The organism is Enterococcus sp. 3G1_DIV0629 (assembly GCF_002141285.1).
Classification (GTDB): Bacteria; Bacillota; Bacilli; order Lactobacillales; family Enterococcaceae; genus Enterococcus_B; species Enterococcus_B lactis.
Map to the genome: position 1 here is coordinate 289,281 of NZ_NGLI01000002.1, position 18,743 is coordinate 308,023.

Annotated in this window: 18 protein-coding genes and 1 pseudogene; 3 read left to right on the forward strand and 16 right to left on the reverse strand. The window is 39.7% G+C overall.

What is annotated here, in order from left to right; translation table 11 throughout:
* The 8 genes and pseudogenes from A5816_RS10140 to treR all read right to left on the reverse strand — a co-directional run.
* Positions 1 to 291 (reverse strand): annotated as a pseudogene (locus A5816_RS10140) (hypothetical protein); the annotation flags it as partial.
* 697 nt (positions 292 to 988) lie between these two features.
* On the reverse strand, positions 989 to 1,363 hold the full coding sequence (locus tag A5816_RS10145; RefSeq protein WP_002289815.1) for a hypothetical protein: 375 nt from the start codon (positions 1,361 to 1,363) through the stop codon (positions 989 to 991).
* Positions 1,364 to 1,479: 116 nt separating this feature from the next.
* Positions 1,480 to 1,962: a low molecular weight protein-tyrosine-phosphatase gene (locus A5816_RS10150; protein ID WP_025478272.1), complete on the reverse strand. Its 483-nt coding sequence runs from the start codon at positions 1,960 to 1,962 to the stop codon at positions 1,480 to 1,482.
* A 52-nt stretch (positions 1,963 to 2,014) separates the two neighbouring features.
* A complete protein-coding gene (locus A5816_RS10155) occupies positions 2,015 to 2,593 on the reverse strand; it encodes a TetR/AcrR family transcriptional regulator (protein WP_002290530.1) in 579 nt (192 codons plus the stop codon).
* 28 nt (positions 2,594 to 2,621) lie between these two features.
* Complete coding sequence (gene ruvB / locus A5816_RS10160; protein WP_002290529.1) at positions 2,622 to 3,623, reverse strand: Holliday junction branch migration DNA helicase RuvB; 1,002 nt, start codon at positions 3,621 to 3,623, stop codon at positions 2,622 to 2,624.
* A 12-nt stretch (positions 3,624 to 3,635) separates the two neighbouring features.
* On the reverse strand, positions 3,636 to 4,238 hold the full coding sequence (gene ruvA, locus A5816_RS10165; RefSeq protein ID WP_002290528.1) for a Holliday junction branch migration protein RuvA: 603 nt from the start codon (positions 4,236 to 4,238) through the stop codon (positions 3,636 to 3,638).
* A 168-nt stretch (positions 4,239 to 4,406) separates the two neighbouring features.
* Entirely contained in the window at positions 4,407 to 4,853 is a 447-nt protein-coding gene (msrB, locus tag A5816_RS10170) for a peptide-methionine (R)-S-oxide reductase MsrB (protein WP_086311280.1), read from the reverse strand.
* Positions 4,854 to 4,929: 76 nt separating this feature from the next.
* On the reverse strand, positions 4,930 to 5,643 hold the full coding sequence (treR, locus tag A5816_RS10175) for a trehalose operon repressor (RefSeq protein WP_086311281.1): 714 nt from the start codon (positions 5,641 to 5,643) through the stop codon (positions 4,930 to 4,932).
* Positions 5,644 to 5,865: 222 nt separating this feature from the next.
* On the opposite strand from treR, the gene treP reads away from it, so the two are divergent.
* Positions 5,866 to 7,854: a PTS system trehalose-specific EIIBC component gene (treP, locus tag A5816_RS10180; RefSeq protein WP_086311282.1), complete on the forward strand. Its 1,989-nt coding sequence runs from the start codon at positions 5,866 to 5,868 to the stop codon at positions 7,852 to 7,854.
* A gap of 85 nt (positions 7,855 to 7,939) precedes the next feature.
* Here treP and A5816_RS10185 read toward each other — a convergent pair whose 3' ends face one another.
* The 8 genes from A5816_RS10185 to A5816_RS10220 all read right to left on the reverse strand — a co-directional run bounded on the left by A5816_RS10185 (position 7,940) and on the right by A5816_RS10220 (position 17,129).
* Positions 7,940 to 8,500, reverse strand: a complete 561-nt coding sequence (locus tag A5816_RS10185) for a nucleoside triphosphate pyrophosphatase (protein WP_002290524.1) — start codon at positions 8,498 to 8,500, stop codon at positions 7,940 to 7,942.
* Between the two features lie 20 nt (positions 8,501 to 8,520).
* Positions 8,521 to 10,629, reverse strand: coding sequence for a DNA mismatch repair endonuclease MutL (gene mutL / locus A5816_RS10190; protein WP_086311283.1), 2,109 nt, complete (start codon positions 10,627 to 10,629; stop codon positions 8,521 to 8,523).
* A gap of 17 nt (positions 10,630 to 10,646) precedes the next feature.
* Positions 10,647 to 13,292 (reverse strand): DNA mismatch repair protein MutS, encoded by a 2,646-nt coding sequence (mutS, locus tag A5816_RS10195; RefSeq protein ID WP_086311284.1) that lies wholly within the window; start codon positions 13,290 to 13,292, stop codon positions 10,647 to 10,649.
* On the reverse strand, positions 13,276 to 13,692 hold the full coding sequence (locus A5816_RS10200) for a YlbF family regulator (protein ID WP_179189714.1): 417 nt from the start codon (positions 13,690 to 13,692) through the stop codon (positions 13,276 to 13,278). The genes mutS and A5816_RS10200 overlap by 17 nt, the downstream gene beginning before the upstream one ends.
* Positions 13,667 to 14,464: a TIGR00282 family metallophosphoesterase gene (locus A5816_RS10205; protein WP_010731743.1), complete on the reverse strand. Its 798-nt coding sequence runs from the start codon at positions 14,462 to 14,464 to the stop codon at positions 13,667 to 13,669. The genes A5816_RS10200 and A5816_RS10205 overlap by 26 nt, the downstream gene beginning before the upstream one ends.
* 410 nt (positions 14,465 to 14,874) lie before the next feature.
* A complete protein-coding gene (locus tag A5816_RS10210) occupies positions 14,875 to 15,648 on the reverse strand; it encodes a Cof-type HAD-IIB family hydrolase (RefSeq protein WP_002309794.1) in 774 nt (257 codons plus the stop codon).
* A gap of 19 nt (positions 15,649 to 15,667) precedes the next feature.
* The gene (locus tag A5816_RS10215) at positions 15,668 to 16,303 is read right to left on the reverse strand and encodes a DNA alkylation repair protein (RefSeq protein ID WP_002290514.1); all 636 of its coding nucleotides are present in this window, start codon (positions 16,301 to 16,303) and stop codon (positions 15,668 to 15,670) included.
* A gap of 28 nt (positions 16,304 to 16,331) precedes the next feature.
* Positions 16,332 to 17,129 (reverse strand): formate/nitrite transporter family protein, encoded by a 798-nt coding sequence (locus A5816_RS10220; RefSeq protein ID WP_025478266.1) that lies wholly within the window; start codon positions 17,127 to 17,129, stop codon positions 16,332 to 16,334.
* A gap of 316 nt (positions 17,130 to 17,445) precedes the next feature.
* Here A5816_RS10220 and rpsD point away from each other — a divergent pair, with 316 nt between their 5' ends.
* Together rpsD and A5816_RS10230 are read left to right on the forward strand one after the other, a co-directional pair.
* Positions 17,446 to 18,057 (forward strand): 30S ribosomal protein S4, encoded by a 612-nt coding sequence (gene rpsD / locus A5816_RS10225; protein WP_002294265.1) that lies wholly within the window; start codon positions 17,446 to 17,448, stop codon positions 18,055 to 18,057.
* Between the two features lie 138 nt (positions 18,058 to 18,195).
* Positions 18,196 to 18,735, forward strand: coding sequence for a biotin transporter BioY (locus A5816_RS10230; RefSeq protein WP_086311286.1), 540 nt, complete (start codon positions 18,196 to 18,198; stop codon positions 18,733 to 18,735).
* Positions 18,736 to 18,743 lie beyond the last annotated feature (8 nt).

An 18,743-nucleotide genomic window follows, 5' to 3' on the forward strand; every position in this document is an offset into this window, starting at 1 on the left:
TTTCATCTTGTCAAAAAATCGGATATCCGTATAGTTGATTTTTTCTTCTCTGAATTCATAAAATTTTTGTGCGTATGTTTTTTTAGAAACCATCGTTCCTTTTTCAATAGAATCACCGATTCGCCATAACCAGCAAGCTTGTAGTCTACTTGAGCAATTAAGAAATTCTAAAACTGCCTCCTGATGACTAGTTAGCCCATCATATTCTTCTTCCTTGAAAAAAGCATAAGTGAATGGGATTCGATTACGTTCCAAATAAAAATCAATACTTTCTTTTTCTAATAGTTCCATCTTTTCTCTCCTTGTGTTCTTCTAACGGCACTCCTGATACACCAACACAACTGACCCTTTCATCTGCCACGTCAATACATGTTTCTCTCGAATTTTATCTATCCATTTTTATTTTATCGCAACTATCAAGACTTCTATTCCTATTATTTCTTTTTGGAGAAAAGATAGTTCTTAACTCATGGGAATCGCTGGATTTGTAAAAAAAGGTTGTGAAATCAGCGCCTTGGCTTAAGTATTAGAAAAGCAAAACAGCAAAATATAAGGAGCTATTTTACCGTTTTTTGAACTAATACCAAAGGGTAGCTGATTGCACAACGTGTCTTTTTATAGTATAAAATTTTAGACAAATATATGATATAAAAATAAATTTCGCAAAAAAACTTAACAACTTTCGAAAACTTTCGTCACAAAATATTCACAACTAATGACTATTATATAAGCATACCAACAAACAACCCTAACAACACTTTTTCATTTTTAACTCCTTATCCTGCTAGCTCCCCGGCTAGCAGGACCTTTTTTTATCAAAAAAACTTGTCCCATACAATCGATTCAACTAATCAACCGAATGCTGTCATGCTGTGATACTCATCGTAAAACGCTCCGTTTTACCGATATCCGCTTAAAGCATTCGGTTATTTTTGATTAGTAATGATTGATGGTACAAGCTCATACGTGCTTTTCTATCTGGTATACATTATTTTGATAACCGTTCCTGTTCTCCTGCTGGCGAAAGGATTGTTATTTTTTCAATTTGTTCTACGGGAACCATGCGGATCTGCTGCTCTTCGTTTTGTAGGCGGATCATTACTCGGTCTTTTTCGACCGTTTTTGTCGCCACCCAACCTGAGATCGTTTCATACTTGCTACTCAAACGATTCGCTCTTACTTGTAAGATAACTAAACTATGTTCAGTCGCAGCTTTTTGCAGCTCAAGAATAAACTTTCCTTGCAATCGTACATTCTTAGCATGTTCTTCAGTGTCATTTACAAAAGAATCAAAAAGTTGATACGAGGTATGAGTAACTAACTTCGTAAGCTTCTTCATTGGTGATACTGTCTCTTCGTTCATCGAATGCACTCCTCCTTTAGCTAAGAAAGTGTTACTTAATTAATCTTATTTTACCTAACATTTTACAAAAAAACAAGGAAATGCTCTAACGTCTCCCAAAAAAGAAAGCGCTAATTTTAGAAACTGTTTGTTATTTTATTTTCATCCATCCAAATGTCCCACCAATGATCTAACCCTTCTGTGATCAATTGATATGTCTCATCAAAGTTATTGGTATAGTATGGATCGGGAACATTTTCTTTTTCTTTTCCAGGAATGCTACTTAAAAACAAATGGATTTTTTCCTGTGCTGAGCGTGGTGCTCTTCTTTTCAGTTCTTCTACATTTTCTTGATCCATGCCAATGATCCAATCAAAAGTTTCAAAATCGTGGGGTGTGATTTGACGAGCAACCATATTCGTCATATCCACATTTTCTTGGTTTAATATTTTTTTCGTTCCAGGATGCGGTGTCTTTCCAACTTCATACGTACTTGTAGCAGCAGAATCCACAAAAAATTCTGCTTCCTTTCCTTCTGATGCTATTCGTTTCTTCAACAAGCCTTCTGCCATTGGTGAACGGCAAATATTTCCCAAACAAACAAATAAAATTTTTGTCATTTTCCCATCTCCTTTTAACGATCATGGATTTTTCAACAAAAGATTGTTTCTATTACTGTTCTTCCAACTCTTCTTTTGCATAAAGACGATAAGAATATAATTCCGTATCCTTGGCTAAACGGAAAAGCTGCATAGCGATTTCCATCGGTGTTTCTTCATATTCATTCGTGATCCAATTGACTAACACGCCGCTGCAACCGTAAGAAAAGAAACGAGCATAAAATAGTTTATCTTTTGCAGAAAGCTGTCTTTCTTCATCCATTTGCTCAAAAATCTTGATAAAAGATTTTTGGATTAGTTGAGAGAATTCTTTTTGTAAAATTTCTTGGTCAGAAAGCACAGTATTTGCGTAAAACTCTTTCTTTTCAGCAATTGCTTTCAGCATTTTCAATGCTTGCTCTTCCCAATTATCAAGAGTAAGACATTGCGGGTCTAAATAATGCAAGGCATCCTCACAATAGACCCAACGAAGCAAATCGTATTTATCTGTAAAATGATAATAAAATGTTTGACGATTGATTTTTGCTTCATTTGCGATTTTTTGGACGCTGATTTTTCGAAAAGATTGTGTTTGGCACAAATCAATCAATACGTTTTTGATCAATTGTTTCGTACGTGTTGTATCACTCATTCATTTTCCTCCAATCTAAAAGCAAAAATCACATATGATAGTCGTAGCCGAAATGTTCATAAGCATAAGCCGTAGCCATTCGCCCTCTAGGTGTACGCTTTAAAAATCCTTTTTGGATCAAGTACGGTTCATACATATCTTCGACTGTTTCTCGTTCTTCTCCTATATTTACGGAAAGCGTGCTTAATCCTACTGGTCCGCCGCCATATAATTCGATCATCGTCCGTAACAATTTCTGGTCAACATAATCCAAACCAGCTTGATCGACTTGTAGTAAAGTAAGAGCCTGATCTGCTATAGGACGATCGATTTTCCCGTCTCCTTGAACTTGCGCAAAATCACGAACCCGTTTGAGTAAGCGATTCGCGATTCTAGGCGTTCCTCGCGATCGGCGAGCAATTTCCAATGCCCCTTCTTCAATGATCTCTGTTTGAAAAATATCCGAAGAACGTAAAACGATCTCCTGCAGTTCCTGTTCGTCATAATATTCCATATGTGAAATGATGCCAAATCGATCGCGTAAAGGTGCAGAAAGCATACCTGCTCGCGTCGTCGCCCCAATCAAAGTAAAGGGAGGAAGAGGGAAATGGACCGGATGTGCGGTTGGTCCTTGTCCTACCATGATGTCTACATAAAAATCTTCCATGGCCGAATAAAGCATCTCTTCTACTACTCTAGGCAATCGATGGATCTCATCGATAAATAGGACATCCCCTGCTTCCAGTTCATTCAAGATCGCTACTAAATCACCCGGACGTTCGATAGCGGGGCCGCTTGTCGTACGAATGTTCACAGTCATCTCATTAGCAATGACCATAGCCATCGTCGTTTTCCCTAATCCAGGAGGCCCATACAACAGAACATGATCTAATGGTTCTTCCCGATTTCTGGCAGCTTCGATGTAGATCTGAAGTTCTTGTTTGACTTTTCTCTGCCCGATATACTGAGAAAGCAGCTGCGGACGAAGAGATTTTTCCAAACTCAGTTCATTTTCGCCAGTTTCTGGTGATAACAAGTATTCATCTGTCATTTGGTCTCCTCCTTATTTTTTCATCATCAGCTTGAGTGCTTGGCGTAAATACTCATCTGTTGTCTGATTATCGACTTCTTTTAATTGTTTTTCTACACGTTTGATTTCTCTATCACTGTAACCAAGAGCTGAGAGAGCCTCCATTGCTTCAGATAGAGCGGTAGCGTCTTTTGTATTTGCTTCATCGAATAGACTGAAGGGCGTATCAATACTCAGCTCACCAAATTTTCCTTTTAGATCCAAGATCATTTGTTGCGCCGTCTTCTTCCCTACCCCTGGAAATTTTGTCAAATAAGTGACGTCACTGGATTCCACTGCTTGGATCAAACCGGAGTGGTCTTCACTTGCCATGATCGCAAGAGCACTTTTTGGACCGATTCCTGAAACACTGACTAATCGCAAAAACAGTTGTTTTTCTTCTAAAGAATCAAATCCATACAAAAGATGCGCATCTTCGCGGATCACCTGATGGACATAAATTTTTATTTTTTGATTTAGTTTGCTACTGTAGCGGTAAGGATTTCCTAGTGCGATCTGGTAGCCGATACCATTGGTTTCTACTACTATGTAATAGGGGTTGATAAAGGTAACCACACCTGTCAGATATTCATACATATTCTAGTCCTCTTTCTTTTGCACACATACGTTCCCTTTATTGTAGCACATTTCCCCTTGTGAAAAAAGGAGTCTGGGGAGCGTTTCTTTCAAATAGCAATCGCTTGAATAAAAAAGAGCGGACGATCGAGTGAAGCCCCGTATTGTACCGCTCTTTTTGTATTTTCATTATTCTACCAGTGATTTGTATTCGCCATAACCGAGTTCATCCAGCTTTTCATAGGGAATGAATTTTAGTGAGGCAGAATTGATGCAGTAACGCAGACCGCCTTTATCTACTGGGCCATCGGTAAATACATGTCCAAGATGAGAGTTTGCTTCTTTGCTTCGAACTTCTATTCGATGCATGCCATGAGAAAAATCGGCTTTTTCGCGTACTTGTCTTTTCGCTATTGGTTTGCTGAATGATGGCCAGCCACAACCAGCGTCATATTTTTCCGCAGAGCTAAATAACGGTTCGCCGCTGACGATATCGACGTAGATCCCTTTTTCGTAAAAATCATCGTATTTTCCGGTAAATGGACGTTCTGTTGCATTTTCTTGTGTGACTGCATAAGCCATCGGTGATAATTTTTCTTTCAGTTCTTCTTTTTCTGGTCTTGTTGGTTTATCCATTAAAAATGCCCCCTTTGTGATCCTATCATAGCGCCAAAGCAGACAGATGCCAACAATTTGCTTTCTTTCGAATCATTTACACTTTTCGGCGCCGGGCAAACTCAACGAAACGGAATTTATCTAATCGGTGTACCGACTCAGAATACTCAAAACAGCGGGTATCTTCCAAATGAACAAGACTTCTGACGACTACTGCGTAAGTGTCATCGTGAAGATCCATCGTTGTTTTCATGATATCTGTTACTTCTTCTACTGTGATTTCCTTTTGTGCGTAAGCAATCGTTAAAGAAAGCTCATTTTCAAAATATTCATAGATCGATCCTTGTGCTTGTACTGGGGTTAAATGAGGAACGATCTCCTTTAATAGATAATCAGTATCTAATATAACCACTTCACCATCGATTTTTCTTTCGCGTATCAAATGCCAGACAGGTGCACCAATCTCCCAGCCAGTAATCTCATTCAGTGCTTTTGTTACTTCTGTTTCTTTTAACGTATGAACGATTGTTTCACTTGGAATACGTTGGGTTTCCTGTAGCTCTTTATAGCTTGTCAGCCCAGAAATAGGAAAATCAAAGCGGTTTCGATCTAGTACGATCGACCCTTTTCCTTGTTTTTTTTGAATATATCCTTCCGTCGTCAAAAGATTCAGTGCTTTTCTAATTGTTTCTCGTGAAACACCGTAGATTTTGATCAATTGGTTCTCACTAGGCAAAAGCGAATGCGGAGGATATTCTTTCGCTAAAATTTTCTGTTCCAAATCTAAAAAAATTTCATTGAACTTGTTCATGTTTTTTCCCTCACTCGTTCTTCCATCATTTCTTCACTATACTACAGCTCTTTTTGTATTTCAATGTTCCTCTTTTTAAGAAAAGCTTATTTTATGCTTTTTAAAACGATATCATTTTTCTGGATGTTTTTGAATAAAACGCTTGCAATTCTTCCTAAAAAAAAGTATAGTAAACGAAGAAGCAACTTGCATAGACAAGTTAAAAGAAAGGGGTTTATTGATATGGCAAAGTATCAAGCAGATGCCGAGAAACTGCTACATGATATCGGCGGAAAAGAAAATATTGCTGCAGTTAGTCATTGTGCAACTCGTATGCGTTTTGTCCTAAATGATCCTGGAAAAGCAGATCAAAAAGCAATCGAAGATATTCCTAGCGTGAAAGGGATGTTCACGAATGCTGGGCAGTTCCAAGTCATCATAGGAAACGATGTTTCTACTTTTTATAACGACTTCGTTGCAGTATCCGGAGTTGAAGGGGTTTCCAAAGAACAAGGAAAAGCAGCAGCAAAACAAAACCTTCATCCCGTACAACGCGCCATTGCCGTCTTGGCAGAAATCTTTACACCACTGATTCCTGCAATTATCGTCGGCGGATTGATCCTTGGGTTCAGAAATGTACTTGAAGGTATCCAGTTTGAAAGCCTTGGTGGAACGATCGTTGAACACTCGCAATTTTGGAATGGCGTCAATGCCTTTTTATGGCTGCCAGGTGAAGCAATTTTCCATTTTCTTCCAGTAGGTATCACTTGGAGTATTGCGAAAAAGATGGGTACTACACAAATATTAGGAATCGTTTTAGGAATTACATTAGTTTCTCCGCAATTATTAAATGCTTATGGTGTAGCTTCCACAGCCGCAGCAGATATTCCATTTTGGGATTTTGGTTTTGCTCAAGTCCAAATGATTGGTTATCAAGCACAAGTTATTCCAGCCATGCTGGCAGGGTTTATGTTAGCGTATCTAGAGATTTTCTTCCGCAAATATATCCCTCAGTCGATTTCAATGATCTTTGTTCCATTGTTTTCATTGTTACCAACTGTTTTAGCTGCTCACGTTATTTTAGGTCCTATCGGTTGGACAGTCGGAAGCTGGATTTCAACTATCGTAAATACCGGGTTGACGTCTTCTATCAGCTGGTTGTTTAGTGCTGTATTCGGGTTCCTGTATGCACCTTTAGTCATTACTGGTCTCCACCATATGACCAATGCGATTGATATGCAGCTGATTGCAGATTTCGGATCAACGAATTTATGGCCGATGATTGCTTTATCAAATATCGCCCAAGGCTCTGCAGTCTTAGCCATCGTCTTCTTGCATCGTGGGAACAAAAAAGAAGAACAAATCTCGATTCCAGCAATGATTTCTTGTTACTTAGGCGTAACTGAACCTGCTATGTTCGGAATCAATTTGAAATACGTCTATCCTTTCGTCGCAGCAATGGTCGGTTCTGGATTAGCTGGCATGTTTGCCAACTTGATGGATGTTCGAGCAAACGCGATCGGAGTAGGTGGTTTACCAGGAATACTAGCTATCCAAGCAGAAACATGGGTACCTTTCATCATCGCAATGATCATCGCTATCATCATTCCATTTGGCTTGACGATCGTCTTTAGACGTCAGGGAATCTTGAATAAGATTGATCCTGCTGTTCCTGAAAATGCTGCTGATGTACAGCTTCAAACAGCGAATGGCGCAACAGCAACGCCACAGTCTTTCGAACCTGTTTCAGCAACTGGTACGGCAGTTGCAACAAAAGAAACATTATTCGCAGTCGCTGCTGGGAACATCAAGGAAATTACTGAAGTAAATGACCCAGTTTTCTCACAAAAAATGATGGGTGACGGTTATGCTGTCGAACCGTCAAACGGCAAAGTCTATGCACCAGTAAATGGTAAAGTAACGAGTGTTTTTGAAACAAAACATGCCATTGGTATTCTTTCTGATGAGGGGCTGGAAGTACTTGTTCACATGGGATTAGATACCGTTGAACTAAAAGGCGTTCCTTTCACTGTATTCGTGAAAGAAGGAGATCTTGTCACACCAGAAACTCTGATTGCTGAAATGGAATTGCCAGAAATCGAACAAGCTGGTAAGAAAACTGATATTATTGTTGCTTTAACTAATAACGAAAAAGTTGCTGGTCTATCCCTTGACCAATCAGGACTTGTTCGCCCAGGCGAAGCAGTCGGTAAAGCTGAAGTAAAATCTTAGTCAGAGTAGATAAGTAATCTTTTCAATAAAAAAGACGGGCTATCATGGATTTTCAATCGAAAATCAGATAGTCCGCTTTTTTTGTTTAATTGAATGTTTTCAGTGCCTGATTGACAGCACCAATCGGAAACCCTACGATACTGTAGTAATCTCCAGAAATTTCTTTGACGAATACACTTGCAGCATTTTGGATGCCGTATGCCCCTGCTTTATCCGCATAGTCTCCCGTCTCCAAGTAACGATTGATTTCTTCATCTGTCAGTGGATAAAAAGTGACATGTGCTTCTGCTAGTATTCGTTCTTCTCGCTCCTTTGTTTTTAAAACAACTGCTGTGTATACAGTATGTGTTTCCCCACTTAATTTTTTCAACATGACTTCAGCCTCAGCCATATCTTCTGGTTTACCCATGATCTCCTGGTTGAGAACAACAGTCGTGTCGCTAGCAATCACTAAGCTGTCTTTCTTTTCTTTTTGTTCCCAAACAGTTCGTGCTTTTTCTTCAGCCATTCTGCGTACATAATCGACTGGCAGTTCGTCTGGAAATGGCGTTTCATCAATATCAGCAGGTTCGATCTCGAATTCTGAAACGATGTGAGCCAATAACTCTTTTCTTCTTGGTGATTGAGATGCTAGTATAATCTTCATGTTTCCCTCTTTTCTCTGACTTAATGCGGGTCTTGGATCCGTTTGAACATTCTTTCCATATCCGAGTTGGTAAAGTGAATCAATACTGGGCGGCCATGGGGACAATTGAACGGATTTTCGCATTGTGCTAAATCTTTCAGCAGCACACGTGCTTGTGCTTCATTCAAATAATGGTTGGCTTTGATCGATCGTTTACAGCTCATCATGATTGCTGTTGCTTCACGGAATTTTTTTACGCTCACACTTCCTGTCGTCAGTAGCATGTCGATCATCTCGCGAATAATCGATTCTTCTTCACCATTGGGATACCAAGTGGGATGGGCCCGTACAATAAAGCTGTTTTGACCAAATTCTTCTAAATAAATCCCTGCATCTTCTAGCAAATGCTTTTGCTCTTTTAGTTTCAAAGCATCACTGTTTGGATAGTCCAACACAAATGGAACAAGCAATTCTTGCAAATCATCAGATACTTCCCCAATTTTTTCCCGGAAATATTCATATTTGATACGCTCTTGAGCAGCATGCTGATCGATGATGTACAATCCTTCGCTACTTTGGGCAAAAAGATACGTTCCATGCATCTGTCCAAAATATTCCAATTGAGGAAAACGTTGAACTGGTTTTTCCGTTTCTAGTTTCTTGATCGCTTGTTCTAATGTTTTGTCGTTTCCTTGAGTGAAATCAAATTCAGGGTGGAGTGTCAATTCTTCCTCGTAAATCTGTTCATCCTCTTCCAAGGATATATCTATCTGTTCTTTATTTGTTTCTTCCGTGTTATCCACAGTAGGAATTTCTTTCTTTTCAGATTTTTCCACTGTTTTTTCTACAAAGTTATCAACATTTTCACCAAACTTATCCACCGTTTTCGTTGTTTTTTCTGGATAACTGGTGTTTTCTTCAGAAAAACCAGAAAAGTTTTCAACATTTTCCACAGACTTATCAACAGATCTGTCAACAAATGTGCTCTTTGGTTCTTCTACAAAAAAGGTTCCTGTCTTTCGGTCAAAATTCAAACTACTTGGCTTTTTAGGTTTTTCTTCTTCAAAAGCGTAGGACAAATCGATTTCGATTTGTTCCGTTTTAGGCTGATCTGGTACTTTTTTCTTGAACCGTAGATTATCCGCGGCACTTGGGATCAGGTTTTCTTGGGACAATGCTTGTTGAATGGCGTTACTAATTAGCTCTGTTAGTTCTTTTTCCTTCGACAACCGGACTTCCTGCTTCGTCGGATGGACATTTACATCGACTAAAAGAGGGTCCATCTTGATTTCCAATATAGCAATAGGAAAACGGCCGACCATTAATTTTGATCCATAACCTGCAACGATTGCTTTATTTAAGGAAAAATTCTTGATAAAACGTCCATTGATGATCGTCGATAAGTAGTTCCGACTGGCACGAGTCACCTCTGGCAATGAAACATAACCAAATAACTCAAAATCTAGATCTTTTCCTTCGATTTTCAACATTTTTTTAGCGGTAGATAATCCGTAGATTCCCGCAATCGTTTGTTTCAAATCGCCATTTCCAGCAGTTGCCAACATTTTGTTTCCATCATGTACTAAACGAAAAGCAATTGTTGGGTGACTTAATGCCAGACGATTGACGATGTCCCCGATGTTCGCTAATTCTGTGTGCAGTGTTTTCACGTATTTCAAGCGGGCTGGTGTATTGAAGAATAGGTTGCTGACGGTAATCTTCGTTCCTTGACGCAGAGGTGCTGGTCGATGCTCCATGACCTCGCCGCCTTTGAGCGAAAGATAAGTACCTTGGTTTTCTTCCTGATTCGCCGTTTCCAGAGTCATTTCAGAAACAGAGGCAATACTTGGCAAAGCTTCCCCTCGAAAGCCTAGCGTTCGTATGCGAAAAAGATCGTCGCGATTATGGATCTTACTTGTCGCATGCCGCTTGAAGGCATTCTCTACGTCGTCTGCCAAAATGCCTTCTCCGTTATCAATCACTTGGATCGTCCGCAGTCCCGCTTCTTCAACTAGGATATCAATCTGAGTACTACCGGCGTCAATTGCATTTTCCACTAATTCTTTCACGACGGAAGCTGGTCGTTCCACTACTTCTCCCGCAGCGATCTGATTAGCTAAACGTTCAGATAATTCTTGGATTTTGGCCATCGATATCCGCCTTCTTCCTACAGTTGTTTTTGTAATTCATATAATGTGTTTAGTGCATCCATTGGCGTCATTTCTAGTAAATTTATTTGCTTCAGTGATTCAATGACTTCTGTTTCATTTTCGGATAATTCACCGAATAAAGAAAGTTGTTGGTTTTCTTCTTTGACACTGTCTTGTATAGGGTCTTGGTTTACTTTTTCTGCAGGTGGTTTTATTTGCTCCTGTTTGGCTGTTTTAGTCTTCTCTTCTATTTCAGCTGGAACAGTATGGTGTCCGTTATCGCCATTTTCTAGCGTATGCAGAATATCTGCTGCTCGCTCTAGTAGATTGGCAGGCAACCCTGCGATTTTTGCCACATGTATACCATAGCTTTTATCCGCAGGTCCATCCATCATTTTATGCAAGAAGACAACTTCTCCGTCTTTTTCAACAGCTCCAACATGGACATTTTTAAGCTGCGGAAGTTCTTTTTCAAGTACCGTCAGTTCATGATAATGGGTAGAAAAGAGTGTTTTTGCTTGTACATGACGATGGATATATTCGATGATTGCTTGGGCCAACGCCATTCCGTCATAGGTTGCTGTTCCTCGCCCGAGTTCGTCAAACAAAATCAAACTGTTTGGCGTAGCATAACGCAGGGCTTGATTGGCTTCCATCATCTCTACCATAAAAGTACTTTGTCCAGCAATTAAGTCGTCACTTGCACCAATTCGGGTAAAAATCCGATCAAAAATAGGTAAAACTGCTTGTTTTGCCGGAACGAAACAGCCCATTTGTGCCATCAGAACAGTTAATGCCAACTGGCGCATATACGTACTTTTACCAGACATATTCGGTCCTGTAATCAGCAAGATCATTTCGTCTTCTGCCATTTCTACGCTGTTAGGGATATATTCCTGATGTCCTAATACTTTTTCTACTACAGGATGTCGTCCGTCTTTGATCAGAAGCTGATGCTTGTCACTGACAAGTTCTGGCCGAACATACTGATAGCGTTCGCTGATCGTTGCAAAACTTTGTAGCACATCTGCTGCGCTGATTGCTTTTGCAAGTACTTGTAGCGGCTGGATAGCCTTTTTGACTTCTTCTCTCACAGCTAAAAACAACTGATATTCTAAATCAACAGATTTTTCTTCTGCTTCGAGGATTTGTGTCTCCAATTCTTTTAGTTCTGGCGTGATGAAACGCTCTGCATTTGCTAAGGTTTGTTTTCGTTCATACTTCTCCAGTTCTGCATTTCCAAGATTTGCTTTTGTGATTTCTATATAATAACCGAAAACGCGGTTAAATCCGATTTTTAAGTTCTTGATTCCTGTTTCTTGACGCTCTTTTGCTTCAAGTTCTGCTAGCCACTTCTTTCCGTTTCTCATAGCAGAACGGTACGTATCGAGCTGCTCATTGAAACCATCTTTGATGATGTTTCCTTCCGTTATTTGTAACGGCGGATCATCTTGGATAGCTTGGTCGATCAATTGGACGAGATGGTCCATCGGTTGCATTTCTGAAAGCAGACTTTGCCATTGACCTTGATCGATTCCTTCAATCAACCCTCTGATCATTGGCACTTGTTCTAAAGAAGTTTTCAACTGGATCAAGTCTCGCCCATTGACATTACCGAAAGCTACTCGACCTGCAAGGCGTTCCAGATCATAGACTTTCGTTAATGCTGACTGCAAATCGATACGTTCAAAATAACTGTCTAGCAAAGAAGCGACCATTTCTTGTCTTGCTTTAATTTGTTTTGCCTGGATAAGCGGACGGTCTAGCCATTGTTTTAATAAGCGGCCACCCATTGCTGTTTTTGTTTCATCTAACAACCATAGAAGAGTGCCGTGCTTTTTCCCAGTCCGAATAGATTGGCTTAATTCTAGGTTGAATTTTGAATAATAATCCATTTTCAAAAAATGATCTGGTTGGTATTCTACTGCTTTTTGTATATGAGCTAAACTCCGCTTTTGTGTTACCGATAAATAAGTCAATAGTTTGCCGGTTGCTTCTTTTTCCAGCGGATCAACTAGTTCGCTTGTCAAAAAGCTAAATTCCGCGTTTTCTTCCATCTCATTTTGTTGAGAAAAGACTAGCCCTAAACGCCCGCTTAGCTGTTCGCGAAGGGTATCAGTGATCTCACTGCCTAATACGAGTTCTTTTGTCTGCAATGCAGAGGCTTCATTTAAAACAGCTTCTTCATCATGCAACCGAGCCGTCTTCAATTCTCCCGTACTTAGATCGGCATAAGCAAAGCCAAATTCATTTCCTTGACTAACTACAGCTGTTAAAAAATTGTTGTCTTTTGCCGACAATCCTTTGCTGTCCATGACTGTACCAGGAGTGACTAGCTGGATCACTTCGCGCTTGACCATCCCTTTAGTCGTCTTTGGATCTTCTACCTGCTCGCAAATCGCTACTTTATAGCCTTTTTCAATCAAGGCATCGATATATCCTTGTGCTGCATGGTGAGGGACACCGCACATAGGAATAGGTTCTTCTGCATTTCGATTTCTGCTCGTCAACGTTAATTCCAAAAGCTGTGATGCCTTGATCGCATCTTCATAAAATAATTCATAAAAGTCTCCTAAACGATAGAACAAAAAAGCATCTTGGTATTGTGCCTTGATGCTTAGATATTGTTCCATCATAGGAGTGTTTTTAGTTTTTTGAGGCATGTTTTTCCTCCTCTATTTGTCCATTGATTTCTTCTTGTATCATCGTTGTTAAATGATGAAGCAGATCATCTGCTTCCAACAGCTGTTTTCTATAAGCTATAACAAGCGGATGCTGATCAAATTCTTTCATGAATTGATCCGCTCGCTTGATGGCTTCTTGTTCTGCTGCTGGTTTATCATAGTGCGCAAAATGAACAGCTTCTTTTTGCGCTTGTTTGATTTTCTCTCTCAACTCAGCCAAATACTGGTTTTGCTGGATCTTTTCTTCAAGTTCTTTGTAGCGAATGATCGTTTCATTTTTTCTTAAAAGTTTTGTCAGTTTCCTTACTTCTTTTTGAATTTCCGGCTCCTGCTGCAAAAAACTGCCTCTCTTTCTACTCCATGAACGGTCGATCCTCATTGATTTGAATCAGCTGGATTCCTTTTGCATGACCTGTCGTATCATCCAATTCTAAGATACAGCCGCTTAAAATCGATCGGCCTTGTTCGACAACTTCAAAACGTTTTGGTAATGCGGTCAGAAACTTTTCGATCACAGGTTCTCTGCGCATACCCAAAATACCATCATAGGGTCCTGTCATCCCAACGTCTGTCAGATACGCTGTGCCTTTTGGCAAAATTCGCGCATCATTTGTCTGGACATGTGTATGTGTACCGACCACTGCTGAAACTTTCCCATCTAAAAACCAGCCCATCGCTTGTTTTTCACTTGTTGTTTCTCCATGAAAATCTACAAAAATGATTGGCGTACGTTTCCTAGCTTCTTCTACTAGTTCCTTCATTTTACGAAAAGGATCATCCAAGTCCACCATGAAAGAACGAGCTTGCATGTTGATTACTGCCAATTCGATCTGATTCACTTTGACAAAGACCATCCCTTGTCCAGGCGTCCCTTCCGGAAAATTTGCCGGCCGAACCATCTTTTTGGCTTCATTTACAAACTCAAAAATCCCGCGGTTGTCCCACGTATGATTTCCCATCGTCACGACGTCTACACCGTCTTGCAAAAATTTTTTATAGATTTTTTCTGTGATTCCACGTCCAGAAGCGGCATTCTCACCATTTACGATCGTTACTTGCGGACGATACTTCTTCTTCAACCTAGGAAGATATTCAGTAATCATCTCTCGTCCCATTGAACCTACTACATCACCAATAAACAATACCCGCACACTAAATTCCTCTTCTCTTTTAACATCACTCTATATTATAGTTGTTTTCAATAAGAAAGAAAAGGTCAAACAAAAGGAACTCTTTCCTGATATTTCTTAGATTTGAAAAATAAAATAAAGAAATGGGACGGTGATAAAAGTCTTATCACCGTCCCATTTCCCGAATAAACGTTGTTCCATCTGCTGCTTCTTCAGAAATAAGCCGAAATTTTTCAAAAATTTGAGAAGCAATTTTCATAAATCTCTTCTTATTACTTGAAACTGACCACTTCTGTCACGACATCTTCCTTAAACGGTGTTCAAAAGCTTGCATCTGCGGTAATAAGCCCAGCCAAACAAAAATAGCTCCTCCTATTTTTCGTTTGGCTGGGCTTATTACTTGATGCAGAACAGCTTTTTCACAACCTCTTTTAAATCACACTTAACTCTTTCAATGCCTTCCAGATACCATCTTGATCATTTGTATCAGTGACCATCTTGGCTTCTGCTTGTACTTCTGGCACAGCATTCCCCATAGCTATTCCGATCCCTGACATACGCAACATTTCACGGTCATTTTGTCCGTCACCAAAGCTGATAATATCTTCATGCGGGATACCTACTTGTTCTGCTAAGTGTAGGATCGTCGCCGCTTTAGAACCGTTTTGGGGAACGACATCTACACTGTTCTCATGCCAGCGGACAAATCGAATCTTATCATATGAAGAGAATTTTCCGTCATATGTTTGATCGAAAAATGCTAACGCTTGATAGATTTCTTGTTCCTCTGCAAAAAACTGATCTAGTTCAGGCAAGACAGCGCCGAAAGAATGCATCGCCTCTTCCATCACCGTTACATCATTGGAAGAAGAACGTTTGATATTGTCTAAGCTGACAAAAGCTGTGTCGATCTGTTCATGATGCGCTTCCTGGACGAATGCATCTAACTGTTCGCGATCTAGTAAATTCTTATATACTTGTTCATGGTCTAAAAAACCGGCCGCTCCATTACATAAAATGTAGTTCGTAAAATCCAGATCTCGAATGACTTCTTGCGCATGGAATCGGCTCCGCCCTGTAGCAATCGTGACCAGATGACCGGCTTTGCGTAATTTTTCCAATGCTTCTCTCGTGCTATCTAAAGCTTGTTTATTTGAATCTAACAACGTTCCATCAATATCAAAAGCAAATAATTTGCGTCTCATCTCTTGTCGTCTCGCTTTCTTATAAATACTTGCTTGCCTCTCGAACAGCTAACTTGCTCAAATCTGTTGTCAGCTGACTTTTTACCCAAGCGGCATCGGTCTTACTATAATCACGCAATGCCCAACCGATTGCTTTTTGGATAAAGAATTCCTTTGTTTGACGGTCTTCGTCTATTGCTCGGATCAATAGTGCTGTGTCTGTTTGCTGTTTATAACCTAATTGCAACGTGATTGCTATTCGACGCAACCAGAAATCTTCCTTTTTTTCGAACAACTGAAAGACTTCTTTACGTTGCTCTGGATGGGCTTTACACCATGTACTGTATACTTTTCTCCAAGAATCGATGCTGTCCCACCATTCTTTTTTCTGGACTAGTGGTAACAATGCAACTATCTCTTCAAAGGTAAGACGTTTGATGTTTTTTTGGACTAAATCGATCGCCACATACTGATATTCTCTTTCGATTTGTTCATAATAATAATGAACAAAAGCTAAAACTTCAGAAACAGATAAATGTTTGCTTTCATCCAATAACGGCTGTTGCAAAAGAGCGCGTTCCGGCTTAGGTACCCCAGCAAAAGGAAAGAGATTTTTCATGTACTTTTCCATTTGTAACGCTTTTTCTTCATTTTTTGGAAAAACTAACACTTCCATGGTATTTCCTCCCTTAATGAACGACTTTTTAGTCCACATAGGATGATTTTGATTGATTCAGCCAAGCATAACCCAGTCCCATCACTAAACCGCCACCAATATAATTCCCTGCCAAAGCAAAAAACAAATTATGTAACACATTGCTGGCTGTCATTCCATCCATCTGGCCTTGAGAAGCAAAGTAAGCAAGCGTAAAGGCAGGAAAATTCGCTATCACGTGTTCATATCCTAAAAAAGCAAAAATGAAAATAATGAATACGACCGTGATTACTTTCCCAGCATCCTCTTTCATCCGCATGCTGATCAGTACAGCGGTATTGACAACGATATTCGCAAACATCCCTTCCACCAAAATCGTTGTTGCAGGTTTTGCTAGTTTTACTGCTATTGATTCTAACATAAAGTTGTCCAACGTTAAATCTTGAAATGGCGTAGTCATAGAAATAAGAAATCCACATAACATGCCGCCAATCATATTGAAAAAAATACAGGCAAATAGAATCTTGGCTGCCTTACTTAAAGCAAGTCTCTGCCGAAAAACACCCACGGTCATATAAAGCATATTCGATGTTCCTAATTCGGCGTTCATGTATAGAATCATGACCAGACCCCAGCTGAACATAAATGCGTATAAAATCTTTCCTAGACCGTGCGCGATATCTTCCCCCTTCATCGCAATCGCAAATGCCACAGCCGTTCCTAAAGTCAAAAACAAACAGGCAAGAACCGCTCGAACAGCGTAACGTGAAAAGCTGTTTTCAAAAAGGTTCGCCTTCTTTTCAATTGAAGCATCGATTTTCTCAAATAATGGTGATACCGGATTCATTGATTTTCTCCTTAAACTTCTTTCACTTTTTTTCCATTTGCACATACCTTCTCATTTTATAAAGAGAGCCTAGGTTTGTAAAGCGTTTTTACGCACTAATTATCTTGACATTCATGGATGATCTATCATATACTGTAGTTTGTGTAAAATAATGCAGCAGAAAAATAATAACTCATCCCTAGTTTGTTGCCCCGTCTCGGGTTCGATTGTGTAACCGCGGCTGCAAAGGTGAAGATTGAAGAACAAACTATATGATTATGAATTTTTCAACGGATTATTTTACTCCAAAAACTTATATTCATTGGAGGAAATTTTAATGTCTCGTTATACAGGACCATCATGGAAAATTTCTCGTCGCTTAGGCATCTCATTGTCAGGCACAGGAAAAGAATTAGCACGTCGCCCTTACGCACCAGGTCAACACGGACCTAACAGCCGTGGCAAACAATCAGAATACGGCATGCAATTAACTGAAAAACAAAAACTTCGTCACATGTACGGAATGAACGAACGTCAATTCCGTAACTTGTTCGTAAAAGCTAGCAAAATCAAAGAAGGTAAACATGGTGTTAACTTCATGATCTTACTAGAACAACGTTTAGACAATGTTGTTTATCGTTTAGGACTTGCAACGACTCGTCGTCAAGCACGTCAATTAGTTAACCATGGTCACATTTTAGTTGATGGCAAACGCGTTGATATCCCTTCATACCACGTAGAAGTGGGTCAAGTGATCTCAGTTCGTGAAAAATCACAAAACATCGTAACAGTAAAAGAAGCTGTAGAAGCAACTGTTGGACGTCCAGCATTCGTAAGCTTTGACGCTGAAAAATTGGAAGGTTCATTGACTCGTTTACCAGAACGTGACGAACTATATCCAGAAATCGACGAAGCTCTTGTCGTTGAATACTACAACCAAAGCTTATAATTTCAAAAGCTTTCTTGAAAAAGACCGCTATCTATTGGATAGCTGGTCTTTTTTTTATTTTCTATTTACAAAGCAATCACTTTGTTTTACAATTTCGTTAACCAAATAAAAATATCAAGTTAACGAAAAGAGGGCATTATGAACCGAACATTGAAAGAATTGATACTTGCTGCGGAATTTGCCGCGATTATTTCTGTCCTTTCTCAGATGACCATTCCTTTTGGTTTGGTTCCTTTGACAGGGCAAACATTTGCTATTGGACTGACAGCCACTTTTCTCGGAAGAAAACTGGGATTGATATCTGTTACAGTTTATCTTTTACTGGGTTTGATCGGTCTTCCTGTATTTTCAGGGATGACTGGAGGCATAGCTGTTTTATTTGGTCCAACTGGCGGATACTTGATTGGATTTCTCTTTCAAACATGGCTAACTGGCTGGATGATCGAAAAAACAGACGCTCATTACTTGTACGCAATCTTTGCCAATCTAATGGGTTCTCTTGCCGCATTAGTCTGTGGGACGATCTGGCTGAAGATAAGTAGCGACCTTACTTTTACAACTGCATTTGCCAGCGGGCTGCTGCCTTTTTTACTGCCGGAAGTAATCAAAGCAACTGGAGCAGCCTATATCGGTGTCTTGTTGAAGAAACGGCTAAATCGATTTCTTCAAACGAATTGAGCAAAAAA

Bases quoted from the DNA above. Each gene is read 5' to 3' on its own strand.
- A5816_RS10220 (WP_025478266.1), bottom strand. From the start codon at position 17,129: ATGAATCCGGTATCACCATTATTTGAGAAAATCGATGCTTCAATTGAA.
- mutL (WP_086311283.1), bottom strand. From the start codon at position 10,629: ATGGCCAAAATCCAAGAATTATCTGAACGTTTAGCTAATCAGATCGCT.
- rpsD (WP_002294265.1), top strand. From the start codon at position 17,446: ATGTCTCGTTATACAGGACCATCATGGAAAATTTCTCGTCGCTTAGGC.
- treP (WP_086311282.1), top strand. From the start codon at position 5,866: ATGGCAAAGTATCAAGCAGATGCCGAGAAACTGCTACATGATATCGGC.
- A5816_RS10145 (WP_002289815.1), bottom strand. From the start codon at position 1,363: ATGAACGAAGAGACAGTATCACCAATGAAGAAGCTTACGAAGTTAGTT.
- A5816_RS10155 (WP_002290530.1), bottom strand. From the start codon at position 2,593: ATGAGTGATACAACACGTACGAAACAATTGATCAAAAACGTATTGATT.
- A5816_RS10200 (WP_179189714.1), bottom strand. From the start codon at position 13,692: ATGAGGATCGACCGTTCATGGAGTAGAAAGAGAGGCAGTTTTTTGCAG.
- A5816_RS10185 (WP_002290524.1), bottom strand. From the start codon at position 8,500: ATGAAGATTATACTAGCATCTCAATCACCAAGAAGAAAAGAGTTATTG.
- A5816_RS10230 (WP_086311286.1), top strand. From the start codon at position 18,196: ATGAACCGAACATTGAAAGAATTGATACTTGCTGCGGAATTTGCCGCG.
- ruvA (WP_002290528.1), bottom strand. From the start codon at position 4,238: ATGTATGAATATCTGACAGGTGTGGTTACCTTTATCAACCCCTATTAC.
- A5816_RS10215 (WP_002290514.1), bottom strand. From the start codon at position 16,303: ATGGAAGTGTTAGTTTTTCCAAAAAATGAAGAAAAAGCGTTACAAATG.
- treR (WP_086311281.1), bottom strand. From the start codon at position 5,643: ATGAACAAGTTCAATGAAATTTTTTTAGATTTGGAACAGAAAATTTTA.
- A5816_RS10210 (WP_002309794.1), bottom strand. From the start codon at position 15,648: ATGAGACGCAAATTATTTGCTTTTGATATTGATGGAACGTTGTTAGAT.
- A5816_RS10150 (WP_025478272.1), bottom strand. From the start codon at position 1,962: ATGACAAAAATTTTATTTGTTTGTTTGGGAAATATTTGCCGTTCACCA.
- ruvB (WP_002290529.1), bottom strand. From the start codon at position 3,623: ATGACAGATGAATACTTGTTATCACCAGAAACTGGCGAAAATGAACTG.
- msrB (WP_086311280.1), bottom strand. From the start codon at position 4,853: ATGGATAAACCAACAAGACCAGAAAAAGAAGAACTGAAAGAAAAATTA.
- mutS (WP_086311284.1), bottom strand. From the start codon at position 13,292: ATGCCTCAAAAAACTAAAAACACTCCTATGATGGAACAATATCTAAGC.